The 26,000-nt window shown below is 72.6% G+C and carries 24 protein-coding genes; 8 read left to right on the forward strand and 16 right to left on the reverse strand.

The window, feature by feature from the left end:
• Window positions 1-5 precede the first annotated feature (5 nt).
• Window positions 6-929, forward strand: coding sequence for a GNAT family N-acetyltransferase (locus ACIRFH_RS02500; protein ID WP_403516724.1), 924 nt, complete (start codon window positions 6-8; stop codon window positions 927-929).
• Between the two features lie 103 nt (window positions 930-1,032).
• Here the strand turns inward: ACIRFH_RS02500 and ACIRFH_RS02505 are convergent, their stop codons facing one another.
• Complete coding sequence (locus tag ACIRFH_RS02505; protein ID WP_403516725.1) at window positions 1,033-1,281, reverse strand: DUF397 domain-containing protein; 249 nt, start codon at window positions 1,279-1,281, stop codon at window positions 1,033-1,035.
• On the reverse strand, window positions 1,278-2,096 hold the full coding sequence (locus tag ACIRFH_RS02510) for a helix-turn-helix domain-containing protein (RefSeq protein WP_403516726.1): 819 nt from the start codon (window positions 2,094-2,096) through the stop codon (window positions 1,278-1,280). The genes ACIRFH_RS02505 and ACIRFH_RS02510 overlap by 4 nt, the downstream gene beginning before the upstream one ends.
• A 128-nt stretch (window positions 2,097-2,224) precedes the next feature.
• Between ACIRFH_RS02510 and ACIRFH_RS02515 the strand changes: the two genes are divergently transcribed.
• Window positions 2,225-2,665 (forward strand): ATP-binding protein, encoded by a 441-nt coding sequence (locus ACIRFH_RS02515; RefSeq protein WP_403516727.1) that lies wholly within the window; start codon window positions 2,225-2,227, stop codon window positions 2,663-2,665.
• A gap of 15 nt (window positions 2,666-2,680) precedes the next feature.
• Here ACIRFH_RS02515 and ACIRFH_RS02520 read toward each other — a convergent pair whose 3' ends face one another.
• From ACIRFH_RS02520 to ACIRFH_RS02535, 4 genes are all read right to left on the reverse strand, one after another.
• On the reverse strand, window positions 2,681-3,895 hold the full coding sequence (locus tag ACIRFH_RS02520; protein WP_403516728.1) for a glycosyltransferase: 1,215 nt from the start codon (window positions 3,893-3,895) through the stop codon (window positions 2,681-2,683).
• The gene (locus ACIRFH_RS02525; RefSeq protein ID WP_403516729.1) at window positions 3,892-4,692 is read right to left on the reverse strand and encodes a MerR family transcriptional regulator; all 801 of its coding nucleotides are present in this window, start codon (window positions 4,690-4,692) and stop codon (window positions 3,892-3,894) included. The genes ACIRFH_RS02520 and ACIRFH_RS02525 overlap by 4 nt, the downstream gene beginning before the upstream one ends.
• Before the next feature lie 328 nt (window positions 4,693-5,020).
• Window positions 5,021-5,446, reverse strand: a complete 426-nt coding sequence (locus tag ACIRFH_RS02530; RefSeq protein WP_403516730.1) for a DUF4267 domain-containing protein — start codon at window positions 5,444-5,446, stop codon at window positions 5,021-5,023.
• A gap of 323 nt (window positions 5,447-5,769) precedes the next feature.
• Window positions 5,770-6,216 carry an anthrone oxygenase family protein gene (locus ACIRFH_RS02535; RefSeq protein ID WP_403516731.1) on the reverse strand — a complete coding sequence of 149 codons (447 nt, stop codon included), beginning with the start codon at window positions 6,214-6,216 and terminating at the stop codon, window positions 5,770-5,772.
• 91 nt (window positions 6,217-6,307) lie between these two features.
• Here ACIRFH_RS02535 and ACIRFH_RS02540 point away from each other — a divergent pair, with 91 nt between their 5' ends.
• Window positions 6,308-6,886 carry a TetR/AcrR family transcriptional regulator gene (locus ACIRFH_RS02540; protein ID WP_403516732.1) on the forward strand — a complete coding sequence of 193 codons (579 nt, stop codon included), beginning with the start codon at window positions 6,308-6,310 and terminating at the stop codon, window positions 6,884-6,886.
• Window positions 6,887-7,121: 235 nt separating this feature from the next.
• On the opposite strand, the gene ACIRFH_RS02545 is transcribed toward ACIRFH_RS02540, so the two are convergent.
• Both ACIRFH_RS02545 and ACIRFH_RS02550 read right to left on the reverse strand, forming a co-directional pair.
• On the reverse strand, window positions 7,122-7,841 hold the full coding sequence (locus ACIRFH_RS02545) for a LuxR C-terminal-related transcriptional regulator (RefSeq protein WP_403516733.1): 720 nt from the start codon (window positions 7,839-7,841) through the stop codon (window positions 7,122-7,124).
• Window positions 7,838-9,130 carry a PspC domain-containing protein gene (locus ACIRFH_RS02550; RefSeq protein WP_403516734.1) on the reverse strand — a complete coding sequence of 431 codons (1,293 nt, stop codon included), beginning with the start codon at window positions 9,128-9,130 and terminating at the stop codon, window positions 7,838-7,840. Before ACIRFH_RS02550 ends, ACIRFH_RS02545 begins: the two co-directional genes overlap by 4 nt.
• 180 nt (window positions 9,131-9,310) lie before the next feature.
• Between ACIRFH_RS02550 and ACIRFH_RS02555 the strand changes: the two genes are divergently transcribed.
• Window positions 9,311-10,717 carry a PspC domain-containing protein gene (locus tag ACIRFH_RS02555; RefSeq protein ID WP_403516735.1) on the forward strand — a complete coding sequence of 469 codons (1,407 nt, stop codon included), beginning with the start codon at window positions 9,311-9,313 and terminating at the stop codon, window positions 10,715-10,717.
• The gene (locus ACIRFH_RS02560) at window positions 10,704-10,958 is read left to right on the forward strand and encodes a hypothetical protein (RefSeq protein WP_403516736.1); all 255 of its coding nucleotides are present in this window, start codon (window positions 10,704-10,706) and stop codon (window positions 10,956-10,958) included. The genes ACIRFH_RS02555 and ACIRFH_RS02560 overlap by 14 nt, the downstream gene beginning before the upstream one ends.
• A gap of 44 nt (window positions 10,959-11,002) precedes the next feature.
• Here the strand turns inward: ACIRFH_RS02560 and ACIRFH_RS02565 are convergent, their stop codons facing one another.
• Window positions 11,003-11,533, reverse strand: coding sequence for a DoxX family membrane protein (locus ACIRFH_RS02565; RefSeq protein WP_403516737.1), 531 nt, complete (start codon window positions 11,531-11,533; stop codon window positions 11,003-11,005).
• Window positions 11,534-11,664: 131 nt separating this feature from the next.
• Complete coding sequence (locus ACIRFH_RS02570) at window positions 11,665-12,960, reverse strand: hypothetical protein (protein WP_403516738.1); 1,296 nt, start codon at window positions 12,958-12,960, stop codon at window positions 11,665-11,667.
• 312 nt (window positions 12,961-13,272) lie between these two features.
• Here ACIRFH_RS02570 and ACIRFH_RS02575 point away from each other — a divergent pair, with 312 nt between their 5' ends.
• On the forward strand, window positions 13,273-13,761 hold the full coding sequence (locus tag ACIRFH_RS02575) for a pyridoxamine 5'-phosphate oxidase family protein (RefSeq protein ID WP_403516739.1): 489 nt from the start codon (window positions 13,273-13,275) through the stop codon (window positions 13,759-13,761).
• A gap of 9 nt (window positions 13,762-13,770) precedes the next feature.
• Here ACIRFH_RS02575 and guaA read toward each other — a convergent pair whose 3' ends face one another.
• A complete protein-coding gene (guaA, locus tag ACIRFH_RS02580) occupies window positions 13,771-15,351 on the reverse strand; it encodes a glutamine-hydrolyzing GMP synthase (RefSeq protein WP_403516740.1) in 1,581 nt (526 codons plus the stop codon).
• A gap of 345 nt (window positions 15,352-15,696) precedes the next feature.
• On the opposite strand from guaA, the gene ACIRFH_RS02585 reads away from it, so the two are divergent.
• Window positions 15,697-15,984 carry a chorismate mutase gene (locus tag ACIRFH_RS02585; protein WP_403516741.1) on the forward strand — a complete coding sequence of 96 codons (288 nt, stop codon included), beginning with the start codon at window positions 15,697-15,699 and terminating at the stop codon, window positions 15,982-15,984.
• Window positions 15,985-16,502: 518 nt separating this feature from the next.
• Complete coding sequence (locus ACIRFH_RS02590) at window positions 16,503-17,492, forward strand: LAETG motif-containing sortase-dependent surface protein (protein WP_403516742.1); 990 nt, start codon at window positions 16,503-16,505, stop codon at window positions 17,490-17,492.
• A gap of 84 nt (window positions 17,493-17,576) precedes the next feature.
• On the opposite strand, the gene ACIRFH_RS02595 is transcribed toward ACIRFH_RS02590, so the two are convergent.
• From ACIRFH_RS02595 to ACIRFH_RS02615, 5 genes are all read right to left on the reverse strand, one after another.
• Entirely contained in the window at window positions 17,577-19,406 is a 1,830-nt protein-coding gene (locus tag ACIRFH_RS02595; protein WP_403516743.1) for a GMC oxidoreductase, read from the reverse strand.
• A 34-nt stretch (window positions 19,407-19,440) separates the two neighbouring features.
• Window positions 19,441-21,054, reverse strand: a complete 1,614-nt coding sequence (locus tag ACIRFH_RS02600; RefSeq protein ID WP_403516744.1) for a succinic semialdehyde dehydrogenase — start codon at window positions 21,052-21,054, stop codon at window positions 19,441-19,443.
• A 113-nt stretch (window positions 21,055-21,167) separates the two neighbouring features.
• Entirely contained in the window at window positions 21,168-22,856 is a 1,689-nt protein-coding gene (locus ACIRFH_RS02605; RefSeq protein ID WP_403516745.1) for a serine/threonine-protein kinase, read from the reverse strand.
• A gap of 87 nt (window positions 22,857-22,943) precedes the next feature.
• Window positions 22,944-24,104 carry a protein kinase gene (locus ACIRFH_RS02610; RefSeq protein ID WP_403516746.1) on the reverse strand — a complete coding sequence of 387 codons (1,161 nt, stop codon included), beginning with the start codon at window positions 24,102-24,104 and terminating at the stop codon, window positions 22,944-22,946.
• Between the two features lie 109 nt (window positions 24,105-24,213).
• Window positions 24,214-25,950, reverse strand: a complete 1,737-nt coding sequence (locus ACIRFH_RS02615; protein ID WP_403516952.1) for a protein kinase — start codon at window positions 25,948-25,950, stop codon at window positions 24,214-24,216.
• Window positions 25,951-26,000: the final 50 nt, after the last annotated feature.

A 26,000-nucleotide genomic window follows, 5' to 3' on the forward strand; every position in this document is an offset into this window, starting at 1 on the left:
TGACCATGCGTCCGATCAGCGGACGCGAAGAACTCGGCCTCTTCTCCCGACTGCCCTACGCCCTCAACGAAGAACTGGCGGACGACCTCGCCGTCGGCCGCCGACGTCCGGAATGGATGTGGGTCGCCCTGCGCGGTGACCGCCTGGTGGCCAGGGCGGCCTGGTGGAGCCGGCCCGGCAGCGACACACCCCTCATCCTGGACATCCTCGACATCGAGGACGACGCCTCGTCCCCCGATCACGTGGACGTCGGGGAGCGACTTCTGCGCACCGCGATGGCCGCCACCCTCCCGGAGGGGTCGCGCCCCCCGGAGTACAGCCGTTTCGTCCCGCCGGACTGGCGCGAGAACACGCTGTCCAGGCAAGCCGTCGAGAACCGCATGACGGTGCTGGAACGGACCGGCGCCCGGCTCTTCGTCGAACGGCTGCGCCTGGAATGGCGCCCGGAATCGCCGACTCCCGAGCCCGGCGGGCGCCTTGTGTTCCGTCCGCTCGGCGATGCCGGGGAACTCGTGGCTCTGATGACGTCGGTCCTGGACGGCACACTGGACGCGCACGGCCGCGACGACCTGACCCGGATGTCCGCCCGGGAGGCCGCCCGCAAGCACTACGAGGGCGAACTCGCGCGCTACACGACCCCCCGGGACTGGTGGCGGATCGCCACACTGCCCCACGGGGAACCGGTGGGGTTCGTCCTGCCGGCGCACAACGGCTACAACCCGGTCATCGCCTACATCGCGGTCCTTCCCGCGCACCGCGGCAACGGCTACGTCGACGACCTTCTCGCCGAGGGGACCCGCGTCCTCGCCGAGCAGGACGTCCCCCGCGTCCGCGCGTCCACGGACCTCGGCAACGTCCCGATGGCGAACGCCTTCCGGCGCGCCGGGTACGTCAGTTTCGAGCACGAGATCAATATGACCTGGAGCTGACCGAGGGGCGCCACCGTGCGGCGGGGAGGGTGGGTGGTGGGGGGAACCCCCACCACCCACCCTCACGAACGCCGCTCGGCTCCCGGGGCTCGCGTCCCGAAGCTCAAGCGCCGGTGCGGGCGTACGCGACGAAGGCCGTCCAGACGTCCCCGGCGACGGCGAACCGGGGACTTTGCCCCCCGAGCTTCGAGTCCCGGACGTGCACGGTGTGGGGGCAGGGGGCGACTTCGACGCAGTTGCCGCCCTCGGTACCGCTATGGCTGGACTTACGCCAGCCGAGAGCAACTTCCACACAGGCGCCGCCCTGGCTGTCGCTGTAGCTGGACCTGTACCAGGTGAGGCGTTCACTCATCGCTCTTCTGCCACCTTTCTGATGAATGTGGCCGACTCCTCCACGCTAAGGCAGTGCATGCGGATCATCGCATGGGCTTGGCTGAGTGCACTTACCTTGCCGGGACTCGCGTGCAGGACGCTGACCTCCGGCGCTTCGACGTATCCGTAATGGTCGTGCTCCGGCGTCTCCAGCAGCACGATGGTGCCGTTGAGAGCAACCCCGCTACAGCGGCCAAAAGGAAGCACCTGAATCGACACGTTACGAAGGAGGCCAACCTCCAGAAGGTGCTGAAGTTGCTCCCCCATCACCTGCCCACCACCGACTCGCGTTCGTAGGGCGGCTTCATAGATCACGAACCCATACATCACGCCCACCCGGCGCCGTAGGGCATCAGCCCTCCGGAGACGAGCCGCCACGCGCTCATCGACCGTTTCGTCATCCAAAGGAGGTGAGCTGGCACCGATCAGCGCTCGGGCGTAGGCCTCCGTTTGCAGCAGCCCAGGGATGAGCAGTGGCTCGTACCACGAGAGGGCGATCGCCTCAGCCTCAAGAGCCATGAACTCCTGCGACCGTGCCGGAAACGGCTCCGGCTTCAGGTACTCCTGTGCCGCGACCAGTTTCCCGCCCGCCCCGCACACCTGGTCCGCGACCTGGAGCAGCCGCAGCGTGGGCCGACGGCGGCCGTTCTCCATGGACTTGACGTACTCGTAGTCGTATCCGGCCTCCTTGGCCAGCGCCTCCCGGCCCACGCCGGCCTCCGCGCGCCACATCTTGATCTGGCTGCCGCAGTACCGCCACGCGATCGGCGGCTGGGAGTTCACCTCGGTCGCCATGCACACCCCGCAGGTCCACGCAAGGTACAGCCACCCGCTGTACCCGCTCCGTTCCTCGTGAGGCTACGCGCGAGCCGGGACGGTGATCCCGTCAACCGTGAAACATCGACGCAAGGGATGAACCGCGCATGCAGACCCCGTGGCCGCCGCTGCCCACGACCGCCCCGAAGGACATCGAGTGGCGGTTACCGCGTCACGCACGCAGCGTGGGCCGGGCCCGCGTCCTGTTCCGCGAGCAGGCGGCGTCCTGGGGGCTGCCGCCGGACGTCACGGACACGGCGGAACTGCTGCTGAGCGAGCTGATGACGAACGCGTACCGCCACGCGAAGGTCCCGGCCGGCCGGGAGATCCGGGCCCGCTGCGAACTCACGGAGGACCACCTCCGCGTCACCGTGACGGACGCCTCCGAAGTGCTGCCGACGCCCGCCACGGCTCGCCCGGACGAGGAGTCGGGCCGAGGGCTCGCGCTGGTGGTGGCGCTGGCGGCGGACTGGGGCGCGCGGCGAAGGAAGTGCGGCATCGGCAAGGAGGTGTGGTTCGTGCTCCCTCGCGGGATGTCCCTCCAGTAGCCCGAAGACCTGACGTCATCCGTCGGTGAGTTGCTGGACGGCCTTGAGGACCTGCCCCGCTCCGTCCTCCGTCGCCATGTGCCGCGCGCCGCCCGCGGCGGCTCGCGCGTACGTCTGCTGCTGTACGACCCGGCCGAGCGCGTCGGCGAGCCGTTCGGCGGTGAGGGACCGGAAGGGGATCGGGTCGGTGGCGGCGCCGAGGGCGGCGAGTCGCCGGGCCCAGAACGGCTGGTCGGCGGTCACGGGGACGGTGACCGCGGGCACTCCGGCGCGCAGCGCGGCGGCCGTGGTTCCCGCCCCGGCGTGGTGGACCACCGCGGCCAGCCGCGGGAACAGCGGGGCGTGCGGTACCTCGCCGATGGTGAGCACGTCGTCGCCGTCGGCGGCGAGCCCGGCGCTGCCGGCCTGGAGGATGCCGCGCAGTCCGGCGCGGCGCAGGGCCCGTACGGCGATCTCGCTCAGTCGTTCCCCGTCGCCGGCCGCCATGCTGCCGAAGCCGATGAGGACGGGCCGGGGGCCGGCGTTCAGGAAGTCTTCCAGGTCCGCGGGCAGCGGTTCCGCCGCATCGTGGTGGGGCCACCAGGTGCCCACCACCCGCAGGCCGGGGCGCCAGTCGGAGGGCCGGGGCACCAGGGCCGTGCTGAAGCCGTGCAGGACGGGCCAGTTCGCCTGTTCCTGCCGTCGGCGCGTCTCGGCCGGCGAGGCCGGGGGCAGCCCGAGGCGATGGCGCAGCTTCGCCACCGCCTGCTCGTAGACGCGGTCGGCCATCCGGAGGGCGAAGCGTCCGGCCATACGGTTGGCGTGTCGGCCCAGTGAGCGGGAGCCGGTGACGACGGGCGGGAAGTCGCCGGTCGGTGCGGTGGGCTGGAGGTACACGCCGAGGCTCGGTGTGCCCGTGGCCTCGGTGAGGTGCCAGCCGAGCGGGGCCGTGGTGGTCGACAGAAGCAGCAGTTCCGTGCCGTCGGTGACCGCGTCGGCGAACCCCTGACCCAGGTCGGTGATGAAGGCGGCGGCGGCCCGCATCAGTTCGCGCTTGCCCGTGGCTCCGCCGTGCGCCCGCGGATCGGCCGGAAGGGCGCGGAATTCCAGCCCCGCGTCGCGTACGAGGGGGGCGAAGGTGTCCGTGGTGGCGAGGGCGACGTCGTGTCCGGCCCCGCGCAGTTCGGCGCCCAGGCCCGTGTAGGGCGCGACGTCGCCGCGCGATCCGGCCGCGGCGATCAGGATTCTCATCGGTTCTCCCCGGAATCGGCGCGGCCGCCCGTGTGACGGGCCGCGTTGGCGTGGACCGCCTTGCACAGGTAGGCGGCCAGGCCCGGTCGTTGCTGTGACGGCGGTACGACCAGGGCGAAGGCGCGCGGGTCGGCGACGAAGTCGTCCGCGATGCGCCGGTGCATGTCGGGCGGGCAGGAGGTGAACCACCGTGAGATGTGCAGGCGGTGCTCCTCGGCGAGGTCCATGGCCCGCTCGCCGTCGCTCGGCTCCCCGTCGTCGAAGGCCGCGAGCAGCTCCGCGCGCCAGGCCGTGGCCTCGCCCATGAGCCGGCGCCAGTCCTCCTTGGTGTGGGCGGCCGCGCGCGCCATCGACTCGCGCTGTCCCGCCGAGTCCGCCCACTTCAGCTCCGCCTCGGTGGCGTAGCTCAGGTCGAAGGTGATCTCGCCGAACACCTCGAAGCGTTCCCGGGGGGTCAGGGACACCCCGGTCCGCTGGACCTCGATCGCCCGTTGCGCCACCTCGGCCAGTCGCTGCAGCCTGGCGATCTCCTCGCTCAGCTGCTTCTGCCGGGACCGCAGGTACTCCAAGGCGTTCGCCTGCGGGTCCTTGAAGATCGCGGCGATCTCGTCGAGGGAGAAACCGAGCTCGCGGTAGAAGAGGATCTGCTGGAGACGGACCAGGTCGGCCTCGCTGTAGAGCCGGTAGCCGGCCTGGCTGCGGCCACTGGGCGAGAGCAGCCCCGTCTTGTCGTAATGGTGCAGCGTACGCACCGTCACCCCGGCGAAGGCCGAGACCTGCCCCACGGAGTAGCTCATCCACCTGCCCTTTCGTCGGCATACAGCTTCAGGCCTGACGTAGGGGGAGGGTCAATGCGCCCTCACTGCGGTCCGGCGGGAACGGCCGTCACCTCGGCCGGGTCGCGCTTGCTCCGGGTGCGCCCGGAGGCCGGAAGCGCAGGATCACGCCCTCGTACTGCTGCCGCAGGACCCCGGGGTGCGGGCCGTACTCGCCGATCGGCAAGTACGGCCCGACGAACTCCCACCCTCCGCACGGCGGTTGTGCGCGCGTCACGCAGGACGGTCCACCGGGCCAGGCCCTGGAGCGGAGCGGAACCCACGGATTGGTCACGACGCGATCCGCTCCCTAGGCGGGCTGCGGGGCGGGCGTCACCGGAGCGGCCGCGACCTTGCGGGTCTCGCGCATGATCAGCAGGCCGTTGACCACCATCAGTGTCGCGGTCAGGCCGTGGACGCCGAACGCGGTGGCCACGGAGCCGTGGTGGGCCAGCACGGTGACCATGTCGCCGTACGCGGCGATGGCCTCCACCAGCAGCACCCAGCCCAGCGCCCGGCGTTGCCCCGTCACCAGCAGTACGCCCAGGACCAGAGCCAGGACGACGTCGCGGATTCCCTTGATGACCAGGAAGCCGCCGCCGTCGCCGGACGGCCAGCTCGGCAGGCCGAAGCCCGGCGCCGTCGTCTCCGGGCTCAGGATGAACTCCGTCCCGAACCAGAGGATGAAGAGGACGAAGGCGGCAGCCAGGACGGTGTTGATCTTCTTCAGCGACACGGTTCCGCTCCTTGTGAGTTTTCGTCGGCTTGTCGAGCTTCGTGGAGCTTGTTGAGTCGTGCGGGCCCTGCTCGGGCCGCGTGGACGCAGTTGATCGAGGAGCGCGGCTTGCCGGGATCGCGGTTGCGGGATGCGAGCGGCGGCTGTGTTCCCGGACGTCGGGCTTTCGGCGGTCAGCCGCCCCCGAGGAGCGCGGCTTGTGCGCCACCGGCGCGGCGCCGGCCCGCGCGGTCGGACATCCGACGCCCTCTCGGGCTCGCCCTGACGGGCGAGAACCGTCGATTCACGGGGACGAGCCAGCGCATGTCGGGGCGGCGGTGGTATCAGGCGAGGGCGGCGACCAGCAGGGTGAAGGCGGCGATGATGACGGCGACGCGGATGTAGTGGTAGCGGTTCCAGCGGTGCAGCTGCTGCTTCCAGTCGGCAGGCCGGTTCTCGGGGGTCCAAGTCCTGCTCCGGTTGTTGATCGGGGCGAGCAGCAGGATCGACATGACCACGCTGAGGATCAGCAGTCCGGCGGCGGTGACGACGAGTCCGGCGCCGTGGTGGTGCCATCCGGCGACGGCCCAGATCGCGCTGAGGACGAGCGATCCTATGTACCAGAACGGCATCAGGGTGCCGAGCATCCGGCCGCCGTGGGCGTGGCCGAGCTGGCCGCTGTCCTCGGGAAGCGCGTCCAGGATCCGGTTCATGATGAAGGCGACGGAGAACTCCACTCCCACCATCAGGCCGACGATCACGGTGGTGACGACTTCGAGTGCATGGAACACGACGATCCCCCCATTGAACTAGCGTTGCTAGCTGATGGGTCAACGCTAGAGCTGCTGCCGCTCGATTGTCTAGCGATGCTAGGATCGTTTCATGTCGGTAAAGGAACGCAAGGAGCGCGAACGGGCGGAGCGCGAACGCCTCATCGTGGCGACAGCCCGCGAACTCGCCGAGCAGCAAGGCTGGGACGCAGTCACCACCCGCCGGCTCGCCGAGCGCATCGAATACAGTCAGCCCGTCCTCTACAGCCACTTCCGCGGCAAACGGGAGATCATCGGCGCCGTCGCCCTGGAGGGCGCCGCCGAGCTGGCCGTGGCGGTGCGGGCCGCGACCTCCGCCGAGGACGACCCGCGCGCCCGGGTCGCCGCCCTGGCTCGTGCCTACCTCGACTTCGCCGCACGCAACCCGGCGGTCTACGACGCCTTGTTCCAGCTCGACGGCGGCCTGGCGTACGCGCAGGAGGACACCCCGGAGCCTCTGAAGGACGCCTTCGCCGCGCTGATGGAGAGCCTGGGCGAGGTCGCCGGGGACGGCGTCGACCCGGGGTTGTTCACCGAGGTGTTCTGGGCGTCCCTGCACGGCCTGGCGACCCTGTCCCGCGCGGGCCGCCTGCTGCCCGAGGACGCCGAGCAGAGGGTGGAGCTGCTGGTGGACCGGCTCGCCATGGTCTGACGCACCGCCCCGCGGGCACGCGGCCGGGACCCTCGGGGCCCGCCGCTGCCTGTCTGCCTGCTCCAGCAGGGCGTGTTCACCGCGGACGAGGTGTCGGCGCTGAACCTGCCGCACGGCCACACGCACGCCGCCGACGCCCGGTGCACCGGGCACGCTTGTGTCGCGGACGTGGACGACTACGAGCGGACGTGGGCGGGGAGAGACCCGGGGGTCGCCGCAGGACGCGGCGGGACGGTCACACCAGCCGGCGGGCCGTCGCCCAGCGCGTCAGCTCGTGGCGGTTGGACAACTGGAGCTTGCGGAGGACCGCGGAGACGTGGGACTCGACCGTCTTGACGGAGATGTACAGCTGCTTGGCGATCTCCTTGTACGCGTAGCCGCGGGCGATCAGGCGCAGGACCTCGCGCTCGCGCTGGGTGAGGCGGTCGAGGTCCTCGTCGACCGGCGGAGCGTCGGTGGAGGCGAAGGCGTCCAGGACGAAGCCCGCCAGACGCGGGGAGAAGACCGCGTCGCCCTCCTGGACGCGGAAGACGGAGTCGATCAGGTCCGAGCCGGTGATCGTCTTGGTGACGTAACCGCGCGCGCCGCCGCGGATCACGCCGATCACGTCCTCCGCCGCGTCCGAGACGGACAGGGCGAGGAAGCGGACGGGCCGCTCGGCGTCGGCCATCAAGGGGGCGCAGCGGCGCAGGACCTCGACGCCGCCGCCGCCCGGGAGGTGCACGTCGAGGAGGACCACCTCGGGCCGGGTCGCGGTGATGACCGTGACGGCCTGGTCGACGTCGGCGGCCTCGCCGACGACCTCGACGCCGGTCTGCGCGGTCTCGCCGATCTCGGCCTGGACCCCGGTGCGGAACATGCGGTGGTCGTCGACGAGGACCACCCGCACCCGGCGCTCCCCCGCACCGCCGTCCGCCGGTCCCGCCGCCGCGTTGCCCTCGGTCGCGTCGCTCATGACGTCTTCTCCGCCCTCTCCATCTCCAGCTCGACCTCCGTGCCGCCGTCCGGCACCGCGCGCAGCCGCGCCGTGCCGCCGTTGCGCTCCATGCGGCCGATGATCGATTCTCTGACGCCCATGCGGTCGGCGGGTATCGCGTCGAGGTCGAAGCCGGGACCGCGGTCCCGCACGGACACGAAGACCGTCCTGCCCTCGACCTCGGCGTACACCTGCACCGCGCCGCCCTCGCCACCGTACTTGGCGGCGTTCACCATGGCCTCGCGGGCCGCCTGCATCTGTGCCCCGATCCTCTCGTCGAGCGGACAGTCGCCGACTATCACGACCTCGATGGGCACACCGTGCTTGTCCTCGACCTCCGCGGCGTTGCGCTTGACGGCCTCGGCGAGGGTGGTGGGCTCGTCGTCCTCGTCCTTGCCGTTGCCCTCGGGCTTGTAGAGCCAGGCGCGCAGGTCGCGTTCCTGGGCACGGGCCAGGCGGCGCACCTCGCCCGCGTTCTCCGCGTTGCGCTGGATCAGGGTGAGGGTGTGCAGCACCGAGTCGTGCACGTGGGCGGCTACCTCCGCGCGTTCCTGGGCGCGGATGCGCATCAGCCGCTCCTCGGAGAGGTCCTGCGTCATGCGCACCAGGTACGGGCCGGCGAGGAGGGCGATGCCGACGAGGACGGCGAGCGCGGCCTGCAGGACGGAGCCCAGGTGGGCGGCCGACCCCTGCAGGACGAAGATCGCGGAGACACCGGCCGTCACCAGCAGGACACCGGCGACCGACCGCAGCAGCGTGACGGTGCGCCGGTCGCGGCCGACCTCGGCCCAGCGGGCCCGGCGGGCGTTGTCCGCCTGGCGCCAGACGAGGGCGACGCCCGCGCCGACCAGGACGACCGGCCACAGGTAGGCCCTGGCGCCGTTGCCGAGGTCCACGTTGCCCACGAAGATCATGGCCACGACGACCATGAGGAGCAGGGCGACGATCTGCCCCTTGTCCGGCTTGCGGGCGACGATCCTGCGCCGTCCGTCCGGCGAGGTCTCGGTCGTGACCAGGGACGGGGGTTTCTGCGCGTCGACGCCGCCGACGCCGAGCGGTACGAAGAACCAGAACGCCGCGTAGAGCAGGGCGCCGAGGCCGTCGGCCATGAAGAGGCCGACGAAGACGAGTCGTACCCAGATGACGGGCAGCCCGAGGTGTCCGGCGAGCCCCCGCGCCACGCCACCGAGCCAGCGTCCGTCGCTGCTGCGGTAGAGCTTGCGCGGCGGCCGCGGTTCGAGAAGGGGTGGTGCTGCGGCGTCCGGCATGTCAACGATGGTCACACGGCCCGCCGAGGGGGAGCATCAGGGTCGGTCCCTAAGACTCCCCTGATCTTCGGACCGCGGGCTCCTCGAACGCCTCCCGGGCGCCGGATCAGGGCCGATATCAGGGTCCGACCAGGGTCGCACCGGCTGCCGCCACGGCGTCGCGCCCGTCACCATGGACTCATGACAGATCACGAGCACGCCGCGACGGGCCCGGGACCCGGCTCCGGACCGCGCCCACCGCGGGGCGTCGGACCGCGGGACGCCGCACCCGCCGCGGATGCCGGGGAGGCCGTCGGCACGGACGTGCCGGAGCCGCCCCGCCGGTTCCACCGCGACCGGCGGCACAAGACGCTCGCCGGGGTGTGCGCCGGCCTCGGGCGGCAGTGCGACATGGACCCCGTGATCTTCCGCATCACGCTCGCGGTACTGGCCGCGACCGGGGGCATCGGCCTCATCTTCTACGGCTTCGCCTGGCTCTTCGTCCCGTACGACGACGAGGACGAGAACGAGGTGCGCAAGCTGCTGACCGGCCGGGTCGACGGCCAGGCCCTGACGGCCGTGCTGTTCGCGCTGGTCGGCTGCGGGGTGTTCCTGACCCTGCTGAACAACGGCGGGGTGCTCAGCTTCGCCGTGATACTTTCCCTCCTCCTCGCGGGTGCGGGCTACTGGTCGCGGCAGCGCGACGCCCCCGGCCCCGACCCGCTCGCCGCCCAGGCCGTCGCCGACGCCCCGCCCGAGGCCAAGGCGCCGCCGGCCGCCGTCACCTACCCGTCCTGGTGGCGCGACCCCATAGTCAAGGACGGCACCCACGTCGGCGGTACGGGATACCTGTGGGGTCCCGAGGACTCCCGCGACCGGGACATCGCGGCGGCCGTCACCATCGGGCGCGGCGCCTACCGCGACCGGGACCGGGACATCCCGGCCGACCGGTCCTCCCGGCGTCCGCAGCCGCGCGGCGTCCACGGCATCGGCGGCTTGGTCTTCCTGCTCGCCCTGCTCGCGGGATTCCTCGGCACCCGCCTGACCTGGGACGACCACCCGCTCGGCACCAGCCTGCAGACGGGGCTGGCCTGTGCGCTGGCGGTCTTCGGCGTGGGGATCGCGGTCAGCGCGTTCCTGGGCCGCACGGGGGCCGGTTCGGTCTTCCTGGCGATCCTCACGGCGGGTCTGCTCGCCGGGTCGGCCGCCCTGCCGAAGGACGCCGGCACCGAGTGGACGCGGAGCACCTGGAGGCCCGCGACGGTCGCCGACGTCCACCGACGCTACGACCTGGGCACCGGCACCGGCACCCTCGACCTGTCCCGCCTGGACCTGGCCCGAGGACAGACGGTGACCACCCGGGTCGACGTGGGCGTGGGGCGCATACGGGTGATCGTGCCGCGGGACGTGGCCGTGCGGCTGAACGCCGAGGTGGGCGTGGGCGACATCCAGCTCCCCGGCGACGACGCGAAGGACGTGGACGTGGCACCCGGCAAGCACAAGGAGGCCACGCTGTCCCCCGCCCAGGGCGTCGAGGACGCCGGCACGCTCGACCTCGACCTCCAGGTCGGCCTCGGACAGGCGGAGGTGTCCCGTGCTGCGTCATGACGTCCAGCCCGGCCGACTGGTCGCCGGTGCCTTCCTGACCGCGACGGCCGTGATCTACGCCGGTGACGCGGGGGCCCTGTGGGAGACCCCGTGGTTCGTGATCGTCCCCGTCGTCGTCGGCGGCCTCTGCCTGGCCGGCGCGGTCGGGGTGCTGACCCGGGCGGTACGCCGGCGCCGACGGACACTGCGCACGGACCCGGCCACGGACCCGGACGGGACCCGGGCGGACCTCACGGGCTGACCTCTCGGGCCGGCCTCTCGGACCGGCCTCTCGGACCGAGGGGCCTACCGGTACCCGCCGGTCCGCCGGCGGCGCCGGGTGTGCAGTACCGCGTCCAGCGAGAGGAACGGAGTACCGGCGAGGACGAGGGGGAGCCAGGCCATGAGGTAGGCGAGGTCATTGCCGTAGTAGTACGGGTCGGAGGCCCAGCTGACGGTCAGCCACAGGCTGAGCGAGATCAGCGCGCCGCCGAGCGCCGCCAGACGGCCCAGCAGTCCGAGCAGCGTGCCGATGCCGACGGCCAGCTCGCCCAGGGCGATGGCGTAGCCGAAGCCGGGCGGGCTCTTCAACGCCAGGTCGACCAGGGCGGGGACGGCCGAGGAGTCGCGGACGGCGCGCATCATGTCGCCGATGGATCCGGCGCCCGAGTCCTTCAGGAACGCGCTGTCGGTGAGCTTGTCCAGGCCCGCGTAGACGAAGGTGACGCCCAGGAAGATCCGCAGAGGCAGGAGGGCGTACCGGGTGGCGCCGTCGCGCCAGTCCCGGCCGCCGTTGAGACCGGACACGTGCGGGTCCGTCCGCATGCCGTGCGTCATCACTGCCAGTCACCTCTCGCCCACGCATGTCGACCCCGTCGAAGGTCAGCAGTCACCGACCTCTTCGACAGACCATACGCACGACGTACGGGCCACGCTCGGTCCCCGTCCGATCGGGGTGACCGGGGCGGTCAGTCCGTCACGTCGATCGCGTACCGGTTCGTCTCCACGCCCGCGCCCGTGATCACCTGGACCTCCACCCGGCCCGGCTCCACGTCCGCCGGCACCGGCACGGTCAGCACGGTGTCCGTCGGGTTGCTGAAGCCGCCGGGCACGGGGACCAGGGGCACGTGGACGTGGACGGTGCCGATGCGGACGATCATGCGCGACAGGCGGTCCGCGCGCTGGGCGCCCGGCGGCACGAAACCGGCGCCGCGGATCTCGATGTCGTCGCCGGTGCGGATCGGGGCGTCCAGGTCACCGGCCTCGCGCGCCCGGACCACGGACAGGATCACGGGCCGGCCGCCCTCCGCGTACTTGCCGGCCACGTAGGTCGCCGCCGACACCAGCACCACCACGGCGAGCCCCCACGGCAGGTCGGGCAGCTGCTCCGGCCGCCGGGCCAGCCGTACCGCCGCGAACACGAGGGCGACCGCGCTGATCACGACGTACTGGATGTCGGCGAACGTCCCGCGGCCCGCGTCGTCCGTCAGCAGGTCGGCCGCGCGCGGCCGGTCGGCGCGCACCTTCTGCAGCCGTTGCCCGAGCACCCGCAGCCCGACCACCCGGCGCACCAGCACCGCGATCCCGCACACCACGGCGAGCACGGTCACCACTCCGGCGCCGCGGGCGAGTTCGAGCCCGGAGATCAGCGCGTCCCGTCGCTCGTGCCCCGAGGCCACCGCGAGCTGCCCGGCCAGGACGAGCACGGCGTAGGCGACGAAGAGCACCCAGGCCGCCGCCACGGCCCGGGACGTGGAGAGGCGGTTGTCCTCGCCGATGACCGGGGCCAGGGCCCCGCCCCGTGCCCGGTGGAACCAGGACGCCGCCGTCAGCGCGCCGGCCACGACCACGGCCGCCGTCAGCCCCGCGGTGCGCGCCGCCGACCAGCCGGCGCCGACCGCGGTGAGCGACTGGGCGAGCAGCAGCACCACGACCGCGGCCCACACGGCCCCCGTGGTGCGGCGCCCCAGGCCCGCGAGCCACGCCTCGCCCTCGGCCCGGCCGCGTTCGGCGACGGCCTCCGCGGACTGGGCGAGCTCCTCGGAGACCCACTGCCGGGAGGCCGAGGCCGAGTGGGCCACCGCGGCCGGCAGCCCCTGCCCGGCCGCGAACTCGTCCCGCCTGAGCAGGAACGCGGCGACCGCCCGGCGGTGCCCCTCGCGGGCGCCGTGCGGACAGTCCCCGCACGTGCAGCCGCCTTTGTGCGGCGCCTCGTACGCGCCCTCGCCCGATCCGCTCCCGCGTCTCGCCTCCTGCACCGCCACGCCCGACGCCCGCCTTCCCGAAGCCTGCCGAAACACCTGCGGCACACACGTGCGCCGACACCCGTAAGTCCCTTGGGGCGCCTGCGAATTGTGCCGTACGCCAGGCCCCGCGCGCCCGGCGCCCCCGGTCCCCTCTGCTCAGCGCGGGTGACGTGCGGACCGCCGTGTTGACCCGGCCGCGAGAACTCCCCACGGCCGGGGCAGCCGGCGCGACGGGGCTCGGACGCTCGACGGCGGCACGGTCCGGATCGCGCGGGTGAGACCGGCGGAAAGACGACAGAAGATGTCCGGTATCGGCGCCACACTCCCCGTATGACACCGCGCACCAAGGGCCCCGGCTGGGCCTTCTTCACAGCCGCCGAACCCGGACTCGCCGCTCTCGTGGAGGCGCGCTTCGGGGCGTACCGGCACCACACGCTCGCGACCCTGCGCCGGGACGGGTCGCCCCGCACCACGGGCCTGGAGGTGCGGTTCCTCGGCGGCGAGCTGTGGCTCGGCATGATGCACGGCTCGCTCAAGGCGCTCGACCTGCGCCGCGACCCGCGCTTCGCGCTCCAGGCGAACCCCGGGGAGGGCACCGGCATGGGCGGCGGCGACGTACGGATCTGCGGGCGGGCCGTCGAGGTCGACGACCCGGAGACCAAGGGCGGGTACGTGAAAGAGGTGGAACCGCCGCAGCCGTTCCACCTCTTCCGCACCGAACTGACGGAGGTCGTACGGACCTACGTCGAGGACGAGACGTATCTCGTCACCCAGGTCTGGAGGCCCGGAGAGCCGGTGCGCACTCTCCGACGGACCTGACCGTCGGGACTACTCCCACTCGATGGTGCCCGGCGGCTTCGAGGTGACGTCGAGGACCACGCGGTTGACGTCCTTCACCTCGTTGGTGATGCGGGTGGAGATCTTGCCGAGGACGTCGTACGGCAGGCGCGACCAGTCGGCCGTCATCGCGTCCTCGGAGGAGACGGGCCGCAGCACGATCGGGTGGCCGTAGGTGCGGCCGTCGCCCTGGACACCGACCGAGCGGACGTCGGCGAGCAGCACCACGGGGCACTGCCAGATGTCGCGGTCGAGGCCGGCCGCCGTCAGCTCCTCGCGGGCGATGGCGTCGGCCTCGCGGAGCAGGTCGAGCCGCTCCTTGGTGACCTCGCCGACGATGCGGATGCCGAGACCGGGGCCGGGGAACGGCTGGCGCTGGACGATCTCCTCGGGCAGGCCCAGTTCCTGGCCGACCATGCGGACCTCGTCCTTGAACAGCTTGCGCAGCGGCTCGATCAGCTTGAACTCCAGGTCCTCCGGGAGTCCGCCGACGTTGTGGTGGGACTTGATGTTCGCGGCGCCGGTACCGCCGCCGGACTCGACCACGTCGGGGTAGAGGGTGCCCTGGACCAGGAACTCCACGGCCGGGCCCTCGTCGGCGATGATCTCGGCCTGGGCCTGCTCGAAGACGCGGATGAACTCGCGGCCGATGATCTTCCGCTTCTCCTCGGGGTCGGTGACCCCCTTGAGCGCGTTCAGGAACCGCTCGCTCGCGTCGACGACCTTCAGCTGGACGCCGGTCGCGGCGACGAAGTCCTTCTCGACCTGCTCGGTCTCGCCCTTGCGCATCAGGCCGTGGTCGACGTAGACGCAGGTCAGCTGGGAGCCGATGGCCTTCTGGACGAGGGCGGCGGCGACGGCGGAGTCCACGCCGCCGGACAGGCCGCAGATGGCGCGCTTGTCGCCGACCTGCTCGCGGATGGCCGCGACCTGCTCCTCGATCACGTTGCCCGTGGTCCAGTCGGGGCTCAGGCCCGCGCCGCGGTACAGGAAGTGCTCCAGCACCTGCTGCCCGTGCGTGGAGTGCATGACCTCGGGGTGGTACTGGACGCCGTAGAGCTTCTTCTCGTCGTTCTCGAAGGCGGCGACCGGGACGACGTCCGTGGAGCCGGTGACGGTGAAGCCCTCGGGGGCGGCCGAGCAGGCGTCGCCGTGCGACATCCACACGACCTGCTCGTCCGGGGTGCCCTCGAAGAGGGTGGAGGACGGCTTGGAGACCGTCAGGTCGGTGCGGCCGTACTCACGGGCGCCGGAGTTGTCGACGGTGCCGCCGAGGGTCTGGGCCATCAGCTGGAAGCCGTAGCACATGCCGAAGACGGGGACGCCGGCCTCGAAGAGGGAGCGGTCGAGGGTCGGGGCGCCCGGCTCGTACACCGACGAGGGTCCGCCGGAGAGGATGATGGCCGCCGGGTTCTTGGCGAGCATCTCCTCGACCGGCATGGAGCTCGGCACGATCTCGCTGTAGACCCGCGCCTCGCGGACGCGACGGGCGATGAGCTGGGCGTACTGCGCACCGAAGTCGACGACCAGGACGGTGTCGGGGGCGGCGGCAGCGGGAGTCGCTGATGACACGGGGTGCCTTCCGGCGGTCGGGCGGGGGTCTTGTACTCCCGATTCTACCGAGACGGGCAGGTGGAACGTCCCGCCCGAGGCGCCCCGCCCGCACCCGGCCCCGCGTCTCACCATGCGAACCCGTTTGGACACGGTCCGTTCCCGGGGCATACTGGGCCCATGCTCACGCACCAGACCTTCCTGTTTACCTATGGCAACCGGCCCACCGGCTGCCATGGTCGTGCTGCTTGAGCAACTGACAAGCGACTTCCCAGGCGCCCCGGGCCGACAAGGTCCGGGGCGCCTGTCGTTTCCGGACCCTGCCGGCCCGGGGCACCGCCCCACCCCCGGCGAGGAGCCCCCGAGATGACCGTCACCACCGCAGACAAGACCGGCGCCCGCACCACCGAGGCCGCCGACGTGATCACCGGCGCCCGTGAGCGCATCGACGCGCTCGACGACCGGATCATCGGCCTGATCCAGGAACGGATGGCCGTCTCCGCCGTCATCCAGGAGGCGCGGATCACCTCCGGCGGCCGGCGCGTGAACCTCTCCCGCGAGATGGAGGTCCTCGGCCACTACCGGGACGCGCTGGGCAAGCCGGGCACGGCGCTGGCGATGACGATGCTGGAGCTGTGCCGGGGTCGCATCTGAGTTCGGCACGTTCTCACCCGTACGGCGCGTGACCGTCGCGCGGGACGCTTCGTTGGTCCCGGTGTCCGCGCCAGCCAGGGGCGGGCCCGAAAGAACCACGCGTGGCTCACCGGAGCGATGAGACGTACGGATCGTGCCGTACGTCGTGGGACCTCGCTCCGGGAAGTGACCGGACGGCAGGGGACAGCAGTCCGGTCACCCAAGAGAACGGCCGGCTCCGGGGACGCCCGGGGCCGGCCGACGGAACGCCCGGGCCCGGGCGACCGCCGACAACTGCACGGGGAAGGGCCCCGCGGCCGCAGCCCGCGGGGCCCTTCCCTTGCGTGTGACACAGGACACATAAAGATCCTGTGAGTTCGGGGACAACCATTCACAGGGTTCACTGATCCAACACGTCGAACTGATGAACCAAGGGCCGACCCGCGCCCCCTGCGCGGAGGCCTCCCTGACTTTCCCTCCGTACCGCGCCCACGCGGTGCGCCGGACTTTCCGAGGTCTTCATGAAGCTTCGTCGCGCCATGGCAGCAGCGGCTGCCACGGCAGTGATAGCCCCCTTGGCGCTGCTCGCGGCCCCCGCCGCCTACGCGACCGAGGACCCGTCCCCGTCCGCCTCGTCCAGCACGTCCACGGGCGAGGAGACCAAGGAGCCGGACACCACGGAGTCCGAGACGGCGACCGCGCCGGCGCCGGGCGGCTCCACCTCGACCACCACCGCCGAGCCGAGCCAGTCGTCCACCGCGACCGCCCCGGCCCCCGGCGCGTCGCAGTCCAGCACCGCCGCTCCCACGTCCCCGGCGCCGAGCACCTCCGCTCCCGAGGAGACGGAGTCCCCGGAGCCCGAGCCGTCCGAGTGCGAGGACACCAAGGTCGACGTCAGCATCACCGGCCTGCCCGGCAAGATCGCGGCGGGCAGCGGCTGGCACAAGTTCTCGCTGAACGTGGTCAACAACTCGGACTCCACCCTCCAGGACCTGTCCTACCTCGCCGGCGCGTCCCCGGACGAGGACGGCTACGACCTGTTCAAGAGCAAGCAGGTCAGCCTGCAGGCCTGGAACCCCGACGACAAGGTCTGGGAGGACCTCGACGAGTACGGTTACGCCTTCGGCTGGGCCGGTTACACCCCCGAGCTGAAGCCCGACTACGAGGTCGACGTCCCGCTGCGCATCAACGTGAAGGCCGGTGCCCCGGTCGGCGCCGGCTTCACCCTGGGCGCCACCCTCTACGGTGACGCCGACGGTCAGTGCGCGGGCGTCGGTGCGGCCGCCTACAAGTTCCAGATCGTCGCCGCCGGCACGGACATGGACGGCACCAAGCCGCAGGAAGGCGGCAAGGCTCCCGTCACCGACAAGAAGCCCGCCGCCAACGCGCCGGTGGTCACCGGCAGCCTCGCCGAGACCGGTTCCAGCTCCGCGCTGCCGATGATCGGCCTCGCCGGCGGCCTCGCCGTCGTCGTCGGTGGCGGTGCGGTGTTCGCCGTCCGTCGCCGCAAGGCCGGTGCCGAGGCGTAAGCGCTGAACCGCACGGCTTGACGCAAGACAAGAAGGACCTGCGCTCGGAGGGGGGCGCAGGTCCTTCTCGCCGTACCGGGCGCGCTACTTCTTCGGCGGCACCGCCGGTATCCCGAGGAACGGCAGCCGCAGCGCGCCGAACGCCTCCGCCGGGACCGCCGGGGACTTGGGCTCGACGGGGGCCAGTCGTTCGTACGCCGCGCCCTGCGCCGGGCGCGGGTCCTCCTCGCCCTTGTTGGGCCAGTACGACATCGCCCGCTCGGCCTGGGCCGTGATGGTCAGGGACGGGTTGACGCCCAGGTTGGCGGAGACCGCGGCGCCGTCGACGACGGAGATGCCGGGGTGGCCGTACAGCCGGTGGTAGGGGTCGATGACGCCGGTCTCGCGGGAGGCGCCGATCGGGCAGCCGCCGAGGAAGTGGGCGGTGAGCGGGGTGCCCATCAGCTCGCCGACGTTGGAACCGGCGAAGCCGTTGATCTCGGCCGCGAGGGCCGAGGCCCCGTCCGTCGCCGCCTTGATCTGCTTCGGATTGGGCGAGCCGTGGCCCTGACGCGCGGTCAGCAGGCCCTTGCCGAGGCCCGTCTGCTTCAGGTACGTCGTCAGGGAGTTGTCCAGCGACTGCATCACCAGGCCGATGATGGTCCGCTCCGACCACCTGCGGTTGGACAGGGAGCGCAGCACCTGCAGCGGGTGCCGGGCCGCGTTGCCGAGGAAGCCCAGGACGCGGGAGGCGCCGGAGGCGTCGGGGCCGGCGTACGGGACCTGGAGGATGGACAGGCTGCCCATCGAGTTGGAGCCCTTGCCGTAACGGACGGGCTCGATGTGGGTGTCGGCGTCCGGGTGGATGGACGACGTGATGGCGACGCCGCGCGTGAAGTCGGCCCGTGGCTCGCCGGTGGCCCTGCGGTAGCGCCGGTCGTCGGTCAGGGCGCCGACCAGGGCCTCGGAGTTGGTGCGGGTCAGCTCGCCGAGCCGGTCGGAGAGGTAGGGCAGCTGGCGGTTCGCCTTCATGCGGTGCAGCAGCGTCTGGGTGCCGTAGGTGCCGGCGGCGATGACGACGCGGCGGGCCGTGAAGGTGCGGCCGGCGCCCTTCCTCCGCCGGTCGGTGGGGAGCGTGGCGACCGCGAAGCCGCCGCGTGAGTCGTCGGTGACCGAGACGACCGTGGTCATCGGGTGGACGACCGCGCCCGCCTTCTCGGCGAGGTACAGGTAGTTCTCGTTGAGGGTGTTCTTCGCACCGTGCCGGCAGCCGGTCATGCACTCGCCGCACTCGTTGCAGGCCCTGCGGTCCGGTCCCGCACCGCCGAAGTAGGGGTCGGGCACCCGCTCGCCCGGCCTGGCCCGCACCGTCCCGTCGGCGTCCTCGCCGTCGCCGAAGAAGACGCCGACCGGTGCCATGTGGAAGGTGTCGCCGACGCCCATCCGTTCGGCGGCGGCCTTCAGGTGCACGTCGGAGGGGGTCATCGTCGGGTTGAGGCGGACGCCGAGCATGCGGCGGGCCTGGTCGTAGTACGGCTTCAGCTCCTCCTCCCAGTCCGTGATGTCCCGCCACTGGGGGTCGTCGAAGAAGGGCTTCGGCGGTATGTAGAGGGTGTTGGCGTAGTTGAGGGAGCCGCCGCCGACCCCGGCGCCCGCCAGGACCATGACGTTGCCGAGCAGGTGGATGCGCTGGATGCCGAACATGCCGAGCTTCGGCGCCCAGAGGTAGTTCTTGAGGTCCCAGGAGTTCTTCGGCAGCGACTCGCGGGTGAAGCGGCGGCCGGCCTCCAGGACGCCGACGCGGTAGCCCTTCTCGGTCAGGCGGAGGGCGGACACGGAGCCGCCGAAGCCGGAGCCCACGACGAGGACGTCGTAGTCGTACCCGTCGTCGTGGCCGTTCTCGTCCCGGATCTGGACAGACTTCTCCTGCGACACGTGCTCTCCTCGTTGAGAACGGGCGGACTGGGGCCTAGCGGAAGCGGAACGCCTTCATCAGCCGCAGGCTCCGGCTCATGAACTCCGCGTACTTCTCGTCGTCCATGCCGAGGGACGGTGCCATCGGCAGCAGCCGCTGGTGGGCGACGGTCTGCGCCTCGGTGTACTTGAGGATGCCCTCGGAGCCGTGCCGGCGGCCGAGTCCGGAGTCCTTCATGCCGCCCATCGGCGACTGGACGCTGCCGTAGGCGGGCGCGTACCCCTCGTTGATGTTGACGGTGCCGGTGCGCAGCCGGGCGGCGACGTCCCGGCCGCGCCGGGCGTCCTTCGTCCAGACCGAGGAGTTCAGGCCGTACGGTGTGGAGTTGGCCTGCTCGACGGCCTCCTCCTCGGACGTGAAGCGGTAGACGGAGACGACCGGGCCGAAGGTCTCCTCGGCGCACACGGTCATGGGGGCGGTGACCCCGTCGAGGATGGTCGGCTCGTAGAAGTACGGGCCGATGTCGGGGCGGGCGACACCGCCGGTGACCAGCTTCGCGCCGTGCGCGAGCGCGTCCGCCACGTGCCGCTCGACCGTCTCCAGCTGCCGCTCCCCCACCAGCGAGCCCATGTCGGCGCCGTAGGCGAGGGAGGTGCCGAGCCGCATCGCCCTCGTGCGGGCGGCGAAGCGCTCCAGGAAGGCGTCGGCGACCGACTCGTGGACGTAGAGCCGCTCGATGGAGATGCACAGCTGGCCGGCGGAGGAGAAGCAGGCGCGGACGGCGCCCGCCGCGGCCTTCTCGATGTCGGCGTCCTCCAGCACCAGCATGGCGTTCTTGCCGCCGAGTTCGAGGGAGACGCCGACCAGGCGGGCGGCGGCACCCTGGGCGACCTCGCGGCCGGTGCGGGTGGAGCCGGTGAAGGAGACGTAGTCGGCGTGCCTGACGACCTCGGGGCCGACGACCGGGCCGTCGCCGAGGACGACCTGGAAGACCTCCGCGGGCAGCCCGGCCTCGATGAGGAGGTCACGGGCCCACAGGGCGGTCAGGCAGGTCTCGGTGTCCGGCTTCATGACGACCGCGTTGCCCGCGACGAAGGCGGGGAGCGCGTCCCCGACGGACAGCTCCAGGGGGTAGTTCCAGGGGGCGATCTGGCCGACGACACCGCGCGGGTGGCGCAGTTCGGTGACCTTCGTCAGGGTCGGGATGGCGCCGGCGTGCCGCTTCGGCTTCAGGTACGCGGCGGCACGGCGGCCGTAGTGCCGGGCGGCGACGGCGACGGCCTGGACCTCCTCGTGGGCGTGCAGGCGGGCCTTGCCGGTCTCCAGCTGGATGAGGTCGAGGACCTCGGCCTGGCGCTGGAGGACCAGGTCGTGGAAGCGCAGCAGGACGGCGGCGCGCTGCCGCACCGGTGTCCGGGCCCACACGGCCTGGGCGGCGCGGGCCTGTTCGAAGGCCCCGGCCACGTCCTCGGGCGTCGACTCGGGCAGGTCGGCCAGCTTCTCGCCGGTGAACGGCGTGTGGTTGGCGGTCCGTCCGGAACCGGCGACGCCCTTGGTGAGCCGGGCGACCAGCTCGGGGGTCACCACGTCCGCCGCGGTGCGGGCGCCCGCGGGGGCGGGGGCGAGGGGATTGGTGCCGGTGGTCTCCGGGGCCTGCGCGTCCGTCATGACTCGCAGCGTATGACGCCGGACGGGCTTTGTGTACCCGTGGGTAACGGGGATTCACGGAGTGCTCACACGCTGCCAGCGATCACTGGCGACAAACCCGCTGATCAGGCCGGTCAGAGCTGGTCGACCTCCCAGTTCTCGATCACCGTCCGGGCGATCCTCCGTCCTTCGTCGGCGAAGTACCCCGTGCGCGGGTAGTCGATCCAGAGGTTGTACATGTCACCGTTGTCGGCCCGGTAGTACACGATGTGGAACTCACGCTCGCGCGGGTTCTGCGTGTCCGTCGTCGTGTACTCGATGACGTTCTCGGCGGCCTTGCGGCCTTTGTACTCCGTCTCGCGCGGCTCGCCCTTGGGAGCGGGCTCGTCGGCGAAGTCCCAGGTGTACTCGCCGTCCTTGAGCAGGTCCCAGTCGGCCCAGGCGTCGGCCGCGGCGGTGTCCGGGATCTTGCCGTCCTTGTCGTCCTTCTTGATGTCGCGGTCCACGCGGACCGTCACCGCGCCGCTCGGGTCGGCGAACGTCTCGTGGGTGCCGTCCCAGTCGTCGTCGTGCTTCTGCTTGACGAACGCGGCCGGCACGGCGACGCTCATGCCGACCTTCTTGCCGAGGTCCTGCTTCTCCCAGCCTTTGGGCAACGGCCCCGCGAACGGGTCCGCGATCACCAGGTACGCCCCCACCGCCGCGGCGACGACCACCGCGCCGAGCGCGATCCACGCCCTGCGCCCCGGGCGGGCGCCCCGGCCGCCCGCCGGGGACCCGGCGATGACCTGGGTGGGCTGCGGCGCCGGCGGATTGGCGGCCGCCTCCAGCAGGGAGCGGACCCGGGCGGCGTCCGGGCGGCGGGCCGGGTCCTTGTCCAGCAGGCCGGTGATCGCCTCGGCCAGCGGGCCCCGCGCGGCGGCGGGCGGCGCCGGTACGGCGTTGAGCACCGACTGGAGCGTGGCCGGGGTGTTGCTGCGGCGGAACGGCGAGACGCCCTCCGTCGCCGCGTACAGCACGACGCCCAGGGACCACAGGTCGCTCGCGGGGCCGGGGCGGCGGCCCAGCACCCGCTCGGGGGCGATGTACTCGGGCGAGCCGACGAAGCCGCCGGTGTCGGTCAGGTTGGTGTCGCCCTCGATCCGGGCGATGCCGAAGTCGGTGAGGACGACGCGGTCGTACCGGCCGAGCATCACGTTGTCCGGCTTCACGTCCCGGTGCAGGACGCCCGCCGCGTGCGCGGCTTCCAGGGCGCCGAGCACCTCCAGGCCGATCCGGGCGGCCTCGCGGGCGTCCAGGGTGCCCTCCTGCAGGGCGTCGCCCAGCGAGCGGCCCCGCACCAGCTCCATCACGATCCAGGGGCGGCCGTCCACCACGGCGACGTCGTACACGTCGACGACGGCCGGGTGGTCGAGCCGGGCCGCGGCACGCGCCTCGCGGCGCATCCGCTCGAAGGCCTTGTCCCGCTCGGGTGCGGGGAGGCCGTCGGGGACGCGGGGCTCCTTGACGGCGACCTCGCGGTCCACCGTCTCGTCCTTCGCCCGCCACACGGTGCCCATGCCGCCGTGTCCGAGCTTGGCGATCAGCCGGTAGCGGCCCGCGATCAGCCGTCCGGCGCCCGGCTCGCGCACGTCAGCCCGTGCCGACGCGGGCTGCGCCGGGGCGGCGCCGGCCGGGTCCGGCTGCCCGGGGGCCGGCACGGCCTGGGCGGGCACCGCGTACGGGTTGCCGGGATGCGGTACGGCAGCGGGCGGATTCGGCGGTCGCAGCGCGAAACTCGTCGGCTCGTCGGGCCCGCTTCCAACTCCCCCGTGGTTGCTCATGGACCATCCCTATCGTGCCGGGTGCGCCGAGATCCACCGGCTGTGTTCCGTGGTCACAGACCCGTGACACGCTCTGACGCTTATTTCCTATTCGGGCGGGTCCGCGGGCGCGGGGACGGTCGCCCGGCGGGTCACGGTGACCGTGGCGGTCGGCCCCCCGGAGGGCCCGGCGGGGGCCTCGGCGGAGGGCGCGGACCCGGCCCCCGGCGACGAGACGGGCGGGGACGCCGTCGGCGGTGTGCCGGGCGCGGACGTCGCCGGCGTACCGCCTCCGCCGCCGTCCTCGCCGTCCGCGAGCAGCACCGCCGCCGAGATACCCGCCCCGGCCGCCACGGCGACCAGGAGCACGGCCAGGAGCACGCCGCGCGTGGAGTACCGCGGCCGGCCGGGGCGGTGCGGTGCGGGCGTACGGCCCGTGGCCAGGAAGGCGCGCAGCATCCGTTCCGCCTCGGCGGCGTCCAGCCGGCGTTCCGGGTCGCGTTCCAGCAGGCCCCGGACGACGGGCAGGATCGGCGCGGCCTGCGCGGGCGGTCGGATCTCCTCCCAGACCACGGCGTGCAGGATGCCGCCCAGCGAGTCGCGGTGGAAGGGCGACACACCGCTGAGGACGGCGCACAGCAGCACGCCCAGCGACCACAGGTCGGACTGCGGTCCGGCCTTGGCGCCGGACATCCGCTCGGGGGCGGTGTACTCGGGCGAGCCGACGAAGGAGCCGGTCTCGGTGAGCGTGGTGGCGCCCGCGACCTGGGCGACGCCGAAGTCGGTGAGGACGACCCGGCCGTCCTCGGCGACCAGCACGTTGGACGGTTTCACGTCCCGGTGCAGGATGCCGGCCTCGTGGGCGGTGCGCAGGGCGCCGAGCAGGGCGACGCCGATCCGGGCGGCCTCGGGGGCGTCGACGGGGCCGTGGGCGAGGACGCGGTCGGCGAGCGAGCCGCCGTCGACGAACTCCATGACCATGTAGGCCCGTTCGTCGTCCTCGACGACGTCGTGGACGACGATGACGTGCGGATGCCGCAGCTGTGCCACCGCGCGGGCCTCCCGCAGGGTGCGCTCGCGGCGCCGCCGGGCCTCCGCCGCGGAGAGGGTCTCGTCGCGCGGGAGCGCCTTGACGGCCACCTGACGGCCGAGCAGCTGGTCGGTCGCCCGCCACACGATGCCCATGCCGCCGGCGCCGAGCCGCTCATGGAGACGGTAGCGGCCGGCGATGACACGCCCGCCGGACCCCTGGGTCACCATGTGTCCCATCATGCCCCACCAGGTGCTTCGGCTCCGGGCCGCCGGGCGGCGCGTGGCCGACAATCGACGGGCGTGCGGGCGCTGTCGGCCGGGCTCCCGCACGTGCGTGCGGCAGGGGTCAGGCCGGCTTCTCCCGCCAGCTGCGCAGCACGGCGGCGAAGTGCTCGCTCGTGACCGTCCAGTCCCGCGCGGGGGCGGACATGTAGATGACGTACTCGACGCCGTCCCTGGACATGTACATCTCCTCGACCGCGCGGCGCGGCCCGGCGACGTAGGGCGGGTCCTTGGCCAGCGCCGTCCAGGTGTACTCCCAGCGGGCACTGGGACGGTCGCGGTAGCTGGAGTGCTCGAGCGTCAGGCGCCGGTAGTCCACCAGCCGTTGGAGCTGCTGCTCCAGGTCGAGCTGGTGGGCGTAGGGGTCGCTGAAGTCGGGCGCGGTGTCCACGGCTATGCGCACGAAGTGCAGGCCGCCGTCGGGGGTGTAGTCGACCTGCCGCAGGCTGCCGCTGCCCTCGAGTTCCCGCCGCTCCCAGCCCCGGGGCAGGGAGAGGCTGAAACCCAGCGGGTCGTCGTGGCGCTCCCAGCCGGCCGGGACGGAACCCGTGGCCTCCTCGTCCGCGGAGGCGGAGGCGGAGGGTGATCCGGACGCGGACGCGGAAGGGGAGCCGGAGGCGGGCGGGGCGGACGTCCGGGCGGCGGCCCCCCGGTCCGTCTCCCGTCCCTTGTCCGCCGCCTGGAGCAGCACAGCGGTGCCGCCGCCGACCAGGGCGGCGACGACCAGCGCCAGGGCGAGCGTCCACAGGCGGCGCCGGGGACGTGCGGGAGCGCCGCCCGCGGGGCCGGCGGACGGCTGCCCCGGGACCGGCGTACCGCCGCTCGGCACGGGGCCCGCCGCCGGGCTTGCCGCCTGCTGTCCCACGGCCGTCGGGCCGGTCACCGGCGGGTACGGCGTCCACCCGTCCGTCCCCGGGTGGGCCGGAGGCTGCGCGTGCCCGGTGCCCGCGTACTGCGTCGGGACGTACGCCTGGGCCGCGTCCGGGCGCCGCCCCTCGGCCGCCTCGGCGAGCAGCTGCTCGGTCTCGGTCGCGTCGGGCCGGTCGGCCGGATCCTTGCGCAGCAGGGCGTTGATGACGGGCGCGAGCGGACCGGCGTCCCGGGGCTCGGCGGCCTCCTCCTCGACGACCGCCTGCATGGTGGTCAGCGGCGAAGTGCGGCGGAACGGCGACCGGCCCTCCACCGCCGTGTACAGCGTCGCGCCGAGCGCCCACAGGTCGGACGCGGGGCCCGGGTCGTGGCCGCGCACCCGCTCGGGCGCCAGGTAGTCCACGGAGCCGACGACCTCACCGGTGCGGGTGATGGTGGAGTCACCCTCGATCTGGGCGATGCCGAAGTCGGTGAGGAGCACCCGGCCGTCGTCGGCGAGCAGCACGTTGCCGGGCTTGACGTCGCGGTGCAGGACCCCGGCGGTGTGGGCGGCGCGCAGGGCGCGCAGCACCCACAGGCCGACACGGGCCGCCTCCCGCGGCTCGACGCACCCGTCGTCCTTGACCGCGTCGGCCAGGGAGCGGCCCTCGACCAGCTCCATCACGATCCACGGCCGGCCGTCGTGTTCGAGGACGTCGTGCACGGTGACGACGGCCGAGTGGTTGATCCGCGCGGCCGCGCGCGCCTCGCTCCGGGTGCGTGCCAGCAGGATGGCCCGGTCGCTCTCGGAGACGTAGTGCGCGGCGGTCAACTCCTTGATGGCGACGATCCGATGGAGCACCTCGTCGTGAGCGCGCCACACCCGGCCCATGCCACCGCTGCCGATGGGTTCGCCGAGCCGGTAACGGCCCGCGACGAGCCGGTCCTGCATCTGATTCACGTTTCCCCGCAATGGTCTTGTCAGGGCCAGACTAGGTACCG

This window comes from Streptomyces sp. NPDC093586 (assembly GCF_044764905.1).
Classification (GTDB): Bacteria; Actinomycetota; Actinomycetes; order Streptomycetales; family Streptomycetaceae; genus Streptomyces.

Coding starts and splice junctions, on each gene's coding strand:
- ACIRFH_RS02500 (WP_403516724.1), top strand. CDS start 6: ATGCGTCCGATCAGCGGACGCGAAGAACTCGGCCTCTTCTCCCGACTG.
- ACIRFH_RS02505 (WP_403516725.1), bottom strand. CDS start 1,281: ATGAGTGAACGCCTCACCTGGTACAGGTCCAGCTACAGCGACAGCCAG.
- ACIRFH_RS02510 (WP_403516726.1), bottom strand. CDS start 2,096: ATGGCGACCGAGGTGAACTCCCAGCCGCCGATCGCGTGGCGGTACTGC.
- ACIRFH_RS02515 (WP_403516727.1), top strand. CDS start 2,225: ATGCAGACCCCGTGGCCGCCGCTGCCCACGACCGCCCCGAAGGACATC.
- ACIRFH_RS02520 (WP_403516728.1), bottom strand. CDS start 3,895: ATGAGAATCCTGATCGCCGCGGCCGGATCGCGCGGCGACGTCGCGCCC.
- ACIRFH_RS02525 (WP_403516729.1), bottom strand. CDS start 4,692: ATGAGCTACTCCGTGGGGCAGGTCTCGGCCTTCGCCGGGGTGACGGTG.
- ACIRFH_RS02540 (WP_403516732.1), top strand. CDS start 6,308: ATGTCGGTAAAGGAACGCAAGGAGCGCGAACGGGCGGAGCGCGAACGC.
- ACIRFH_RS02545 (WP_403516733.1), bottom strand. CDS start 7,841: ATGAGCGACGCGACCGAGGGCAACGCGGCGGCGGGACCGGCGGACGGC.
- ACIRFH_RS02550 (WP_403516734.1), bottom strand. CDS start 9,130: ATGCCGGACGCCGCAGCACCACCCCTTCTCGAACCGCGGCCGCCGCGC.
- ACIRFH_RS02555 (WP_403516735.1), top strand. CDS start 9,311: ATGACAGATCACGAGCACGCCGCGACGGGCCCGGGACCCGGCTCCGGA.
- ACIRFH_RS02565 (WP_403516737.1), bottom strand. CDS start 11,533: ATGACGCACGGCATGCGGACGGACCCGCACGTGTCCGGTCTCAACGGC.
- ACIRFH_RS02575 (WP_403516739.1), top strand. CDS start 13,273: ATGACACCGCGCACCAAGGGCCCCGGCTGGGCCTTCTTCACAGCCGCC.
- ACIRFH_RS02585 (WP_403516741.1), top strand. CDS start 15,697: ATGACCGTCACCACCGCAGACAAGACCGGCGCCCGCACCACCGAGGCC.
- ACIRFH_RS02590 (WP_403516742.1), top strand. CDS start 16,503: ATGGCAGCAGCGGCTGCCACGGCAGTGATAGCCCCCTTGGCGCTGCTC.
- ACIRFH_RS02600 (WP_403516744.1), bottom strand. CDS start 21,054: ATGACGGACGCGCAGGCCCCGGAGACCACCGGCACCAATCCCCTCGCC.
- ACIRFH_RS02605 (WP_403516745.1), bottom strand. CDS start 22,856: ATGAGCAACCACGGGGGAGTTGGAAGCGGGCCCGACGAGCCGACGAGT.
- ACIRFH_RS02610 (WP_403516746.1), bottom strand. CDS start 24,104: ATGGGACACATGGTGACCCAGGGGTCCGGCGGGCGTGTCATCGCCGGC.
- ACIRFH_RS02615 (WP_403516952.1), bottom strand. CDS start 25,950: ATGCAGGACCGGCTCGTCGCGGGCCGTTACCGGCTCGGCGAACCCATC.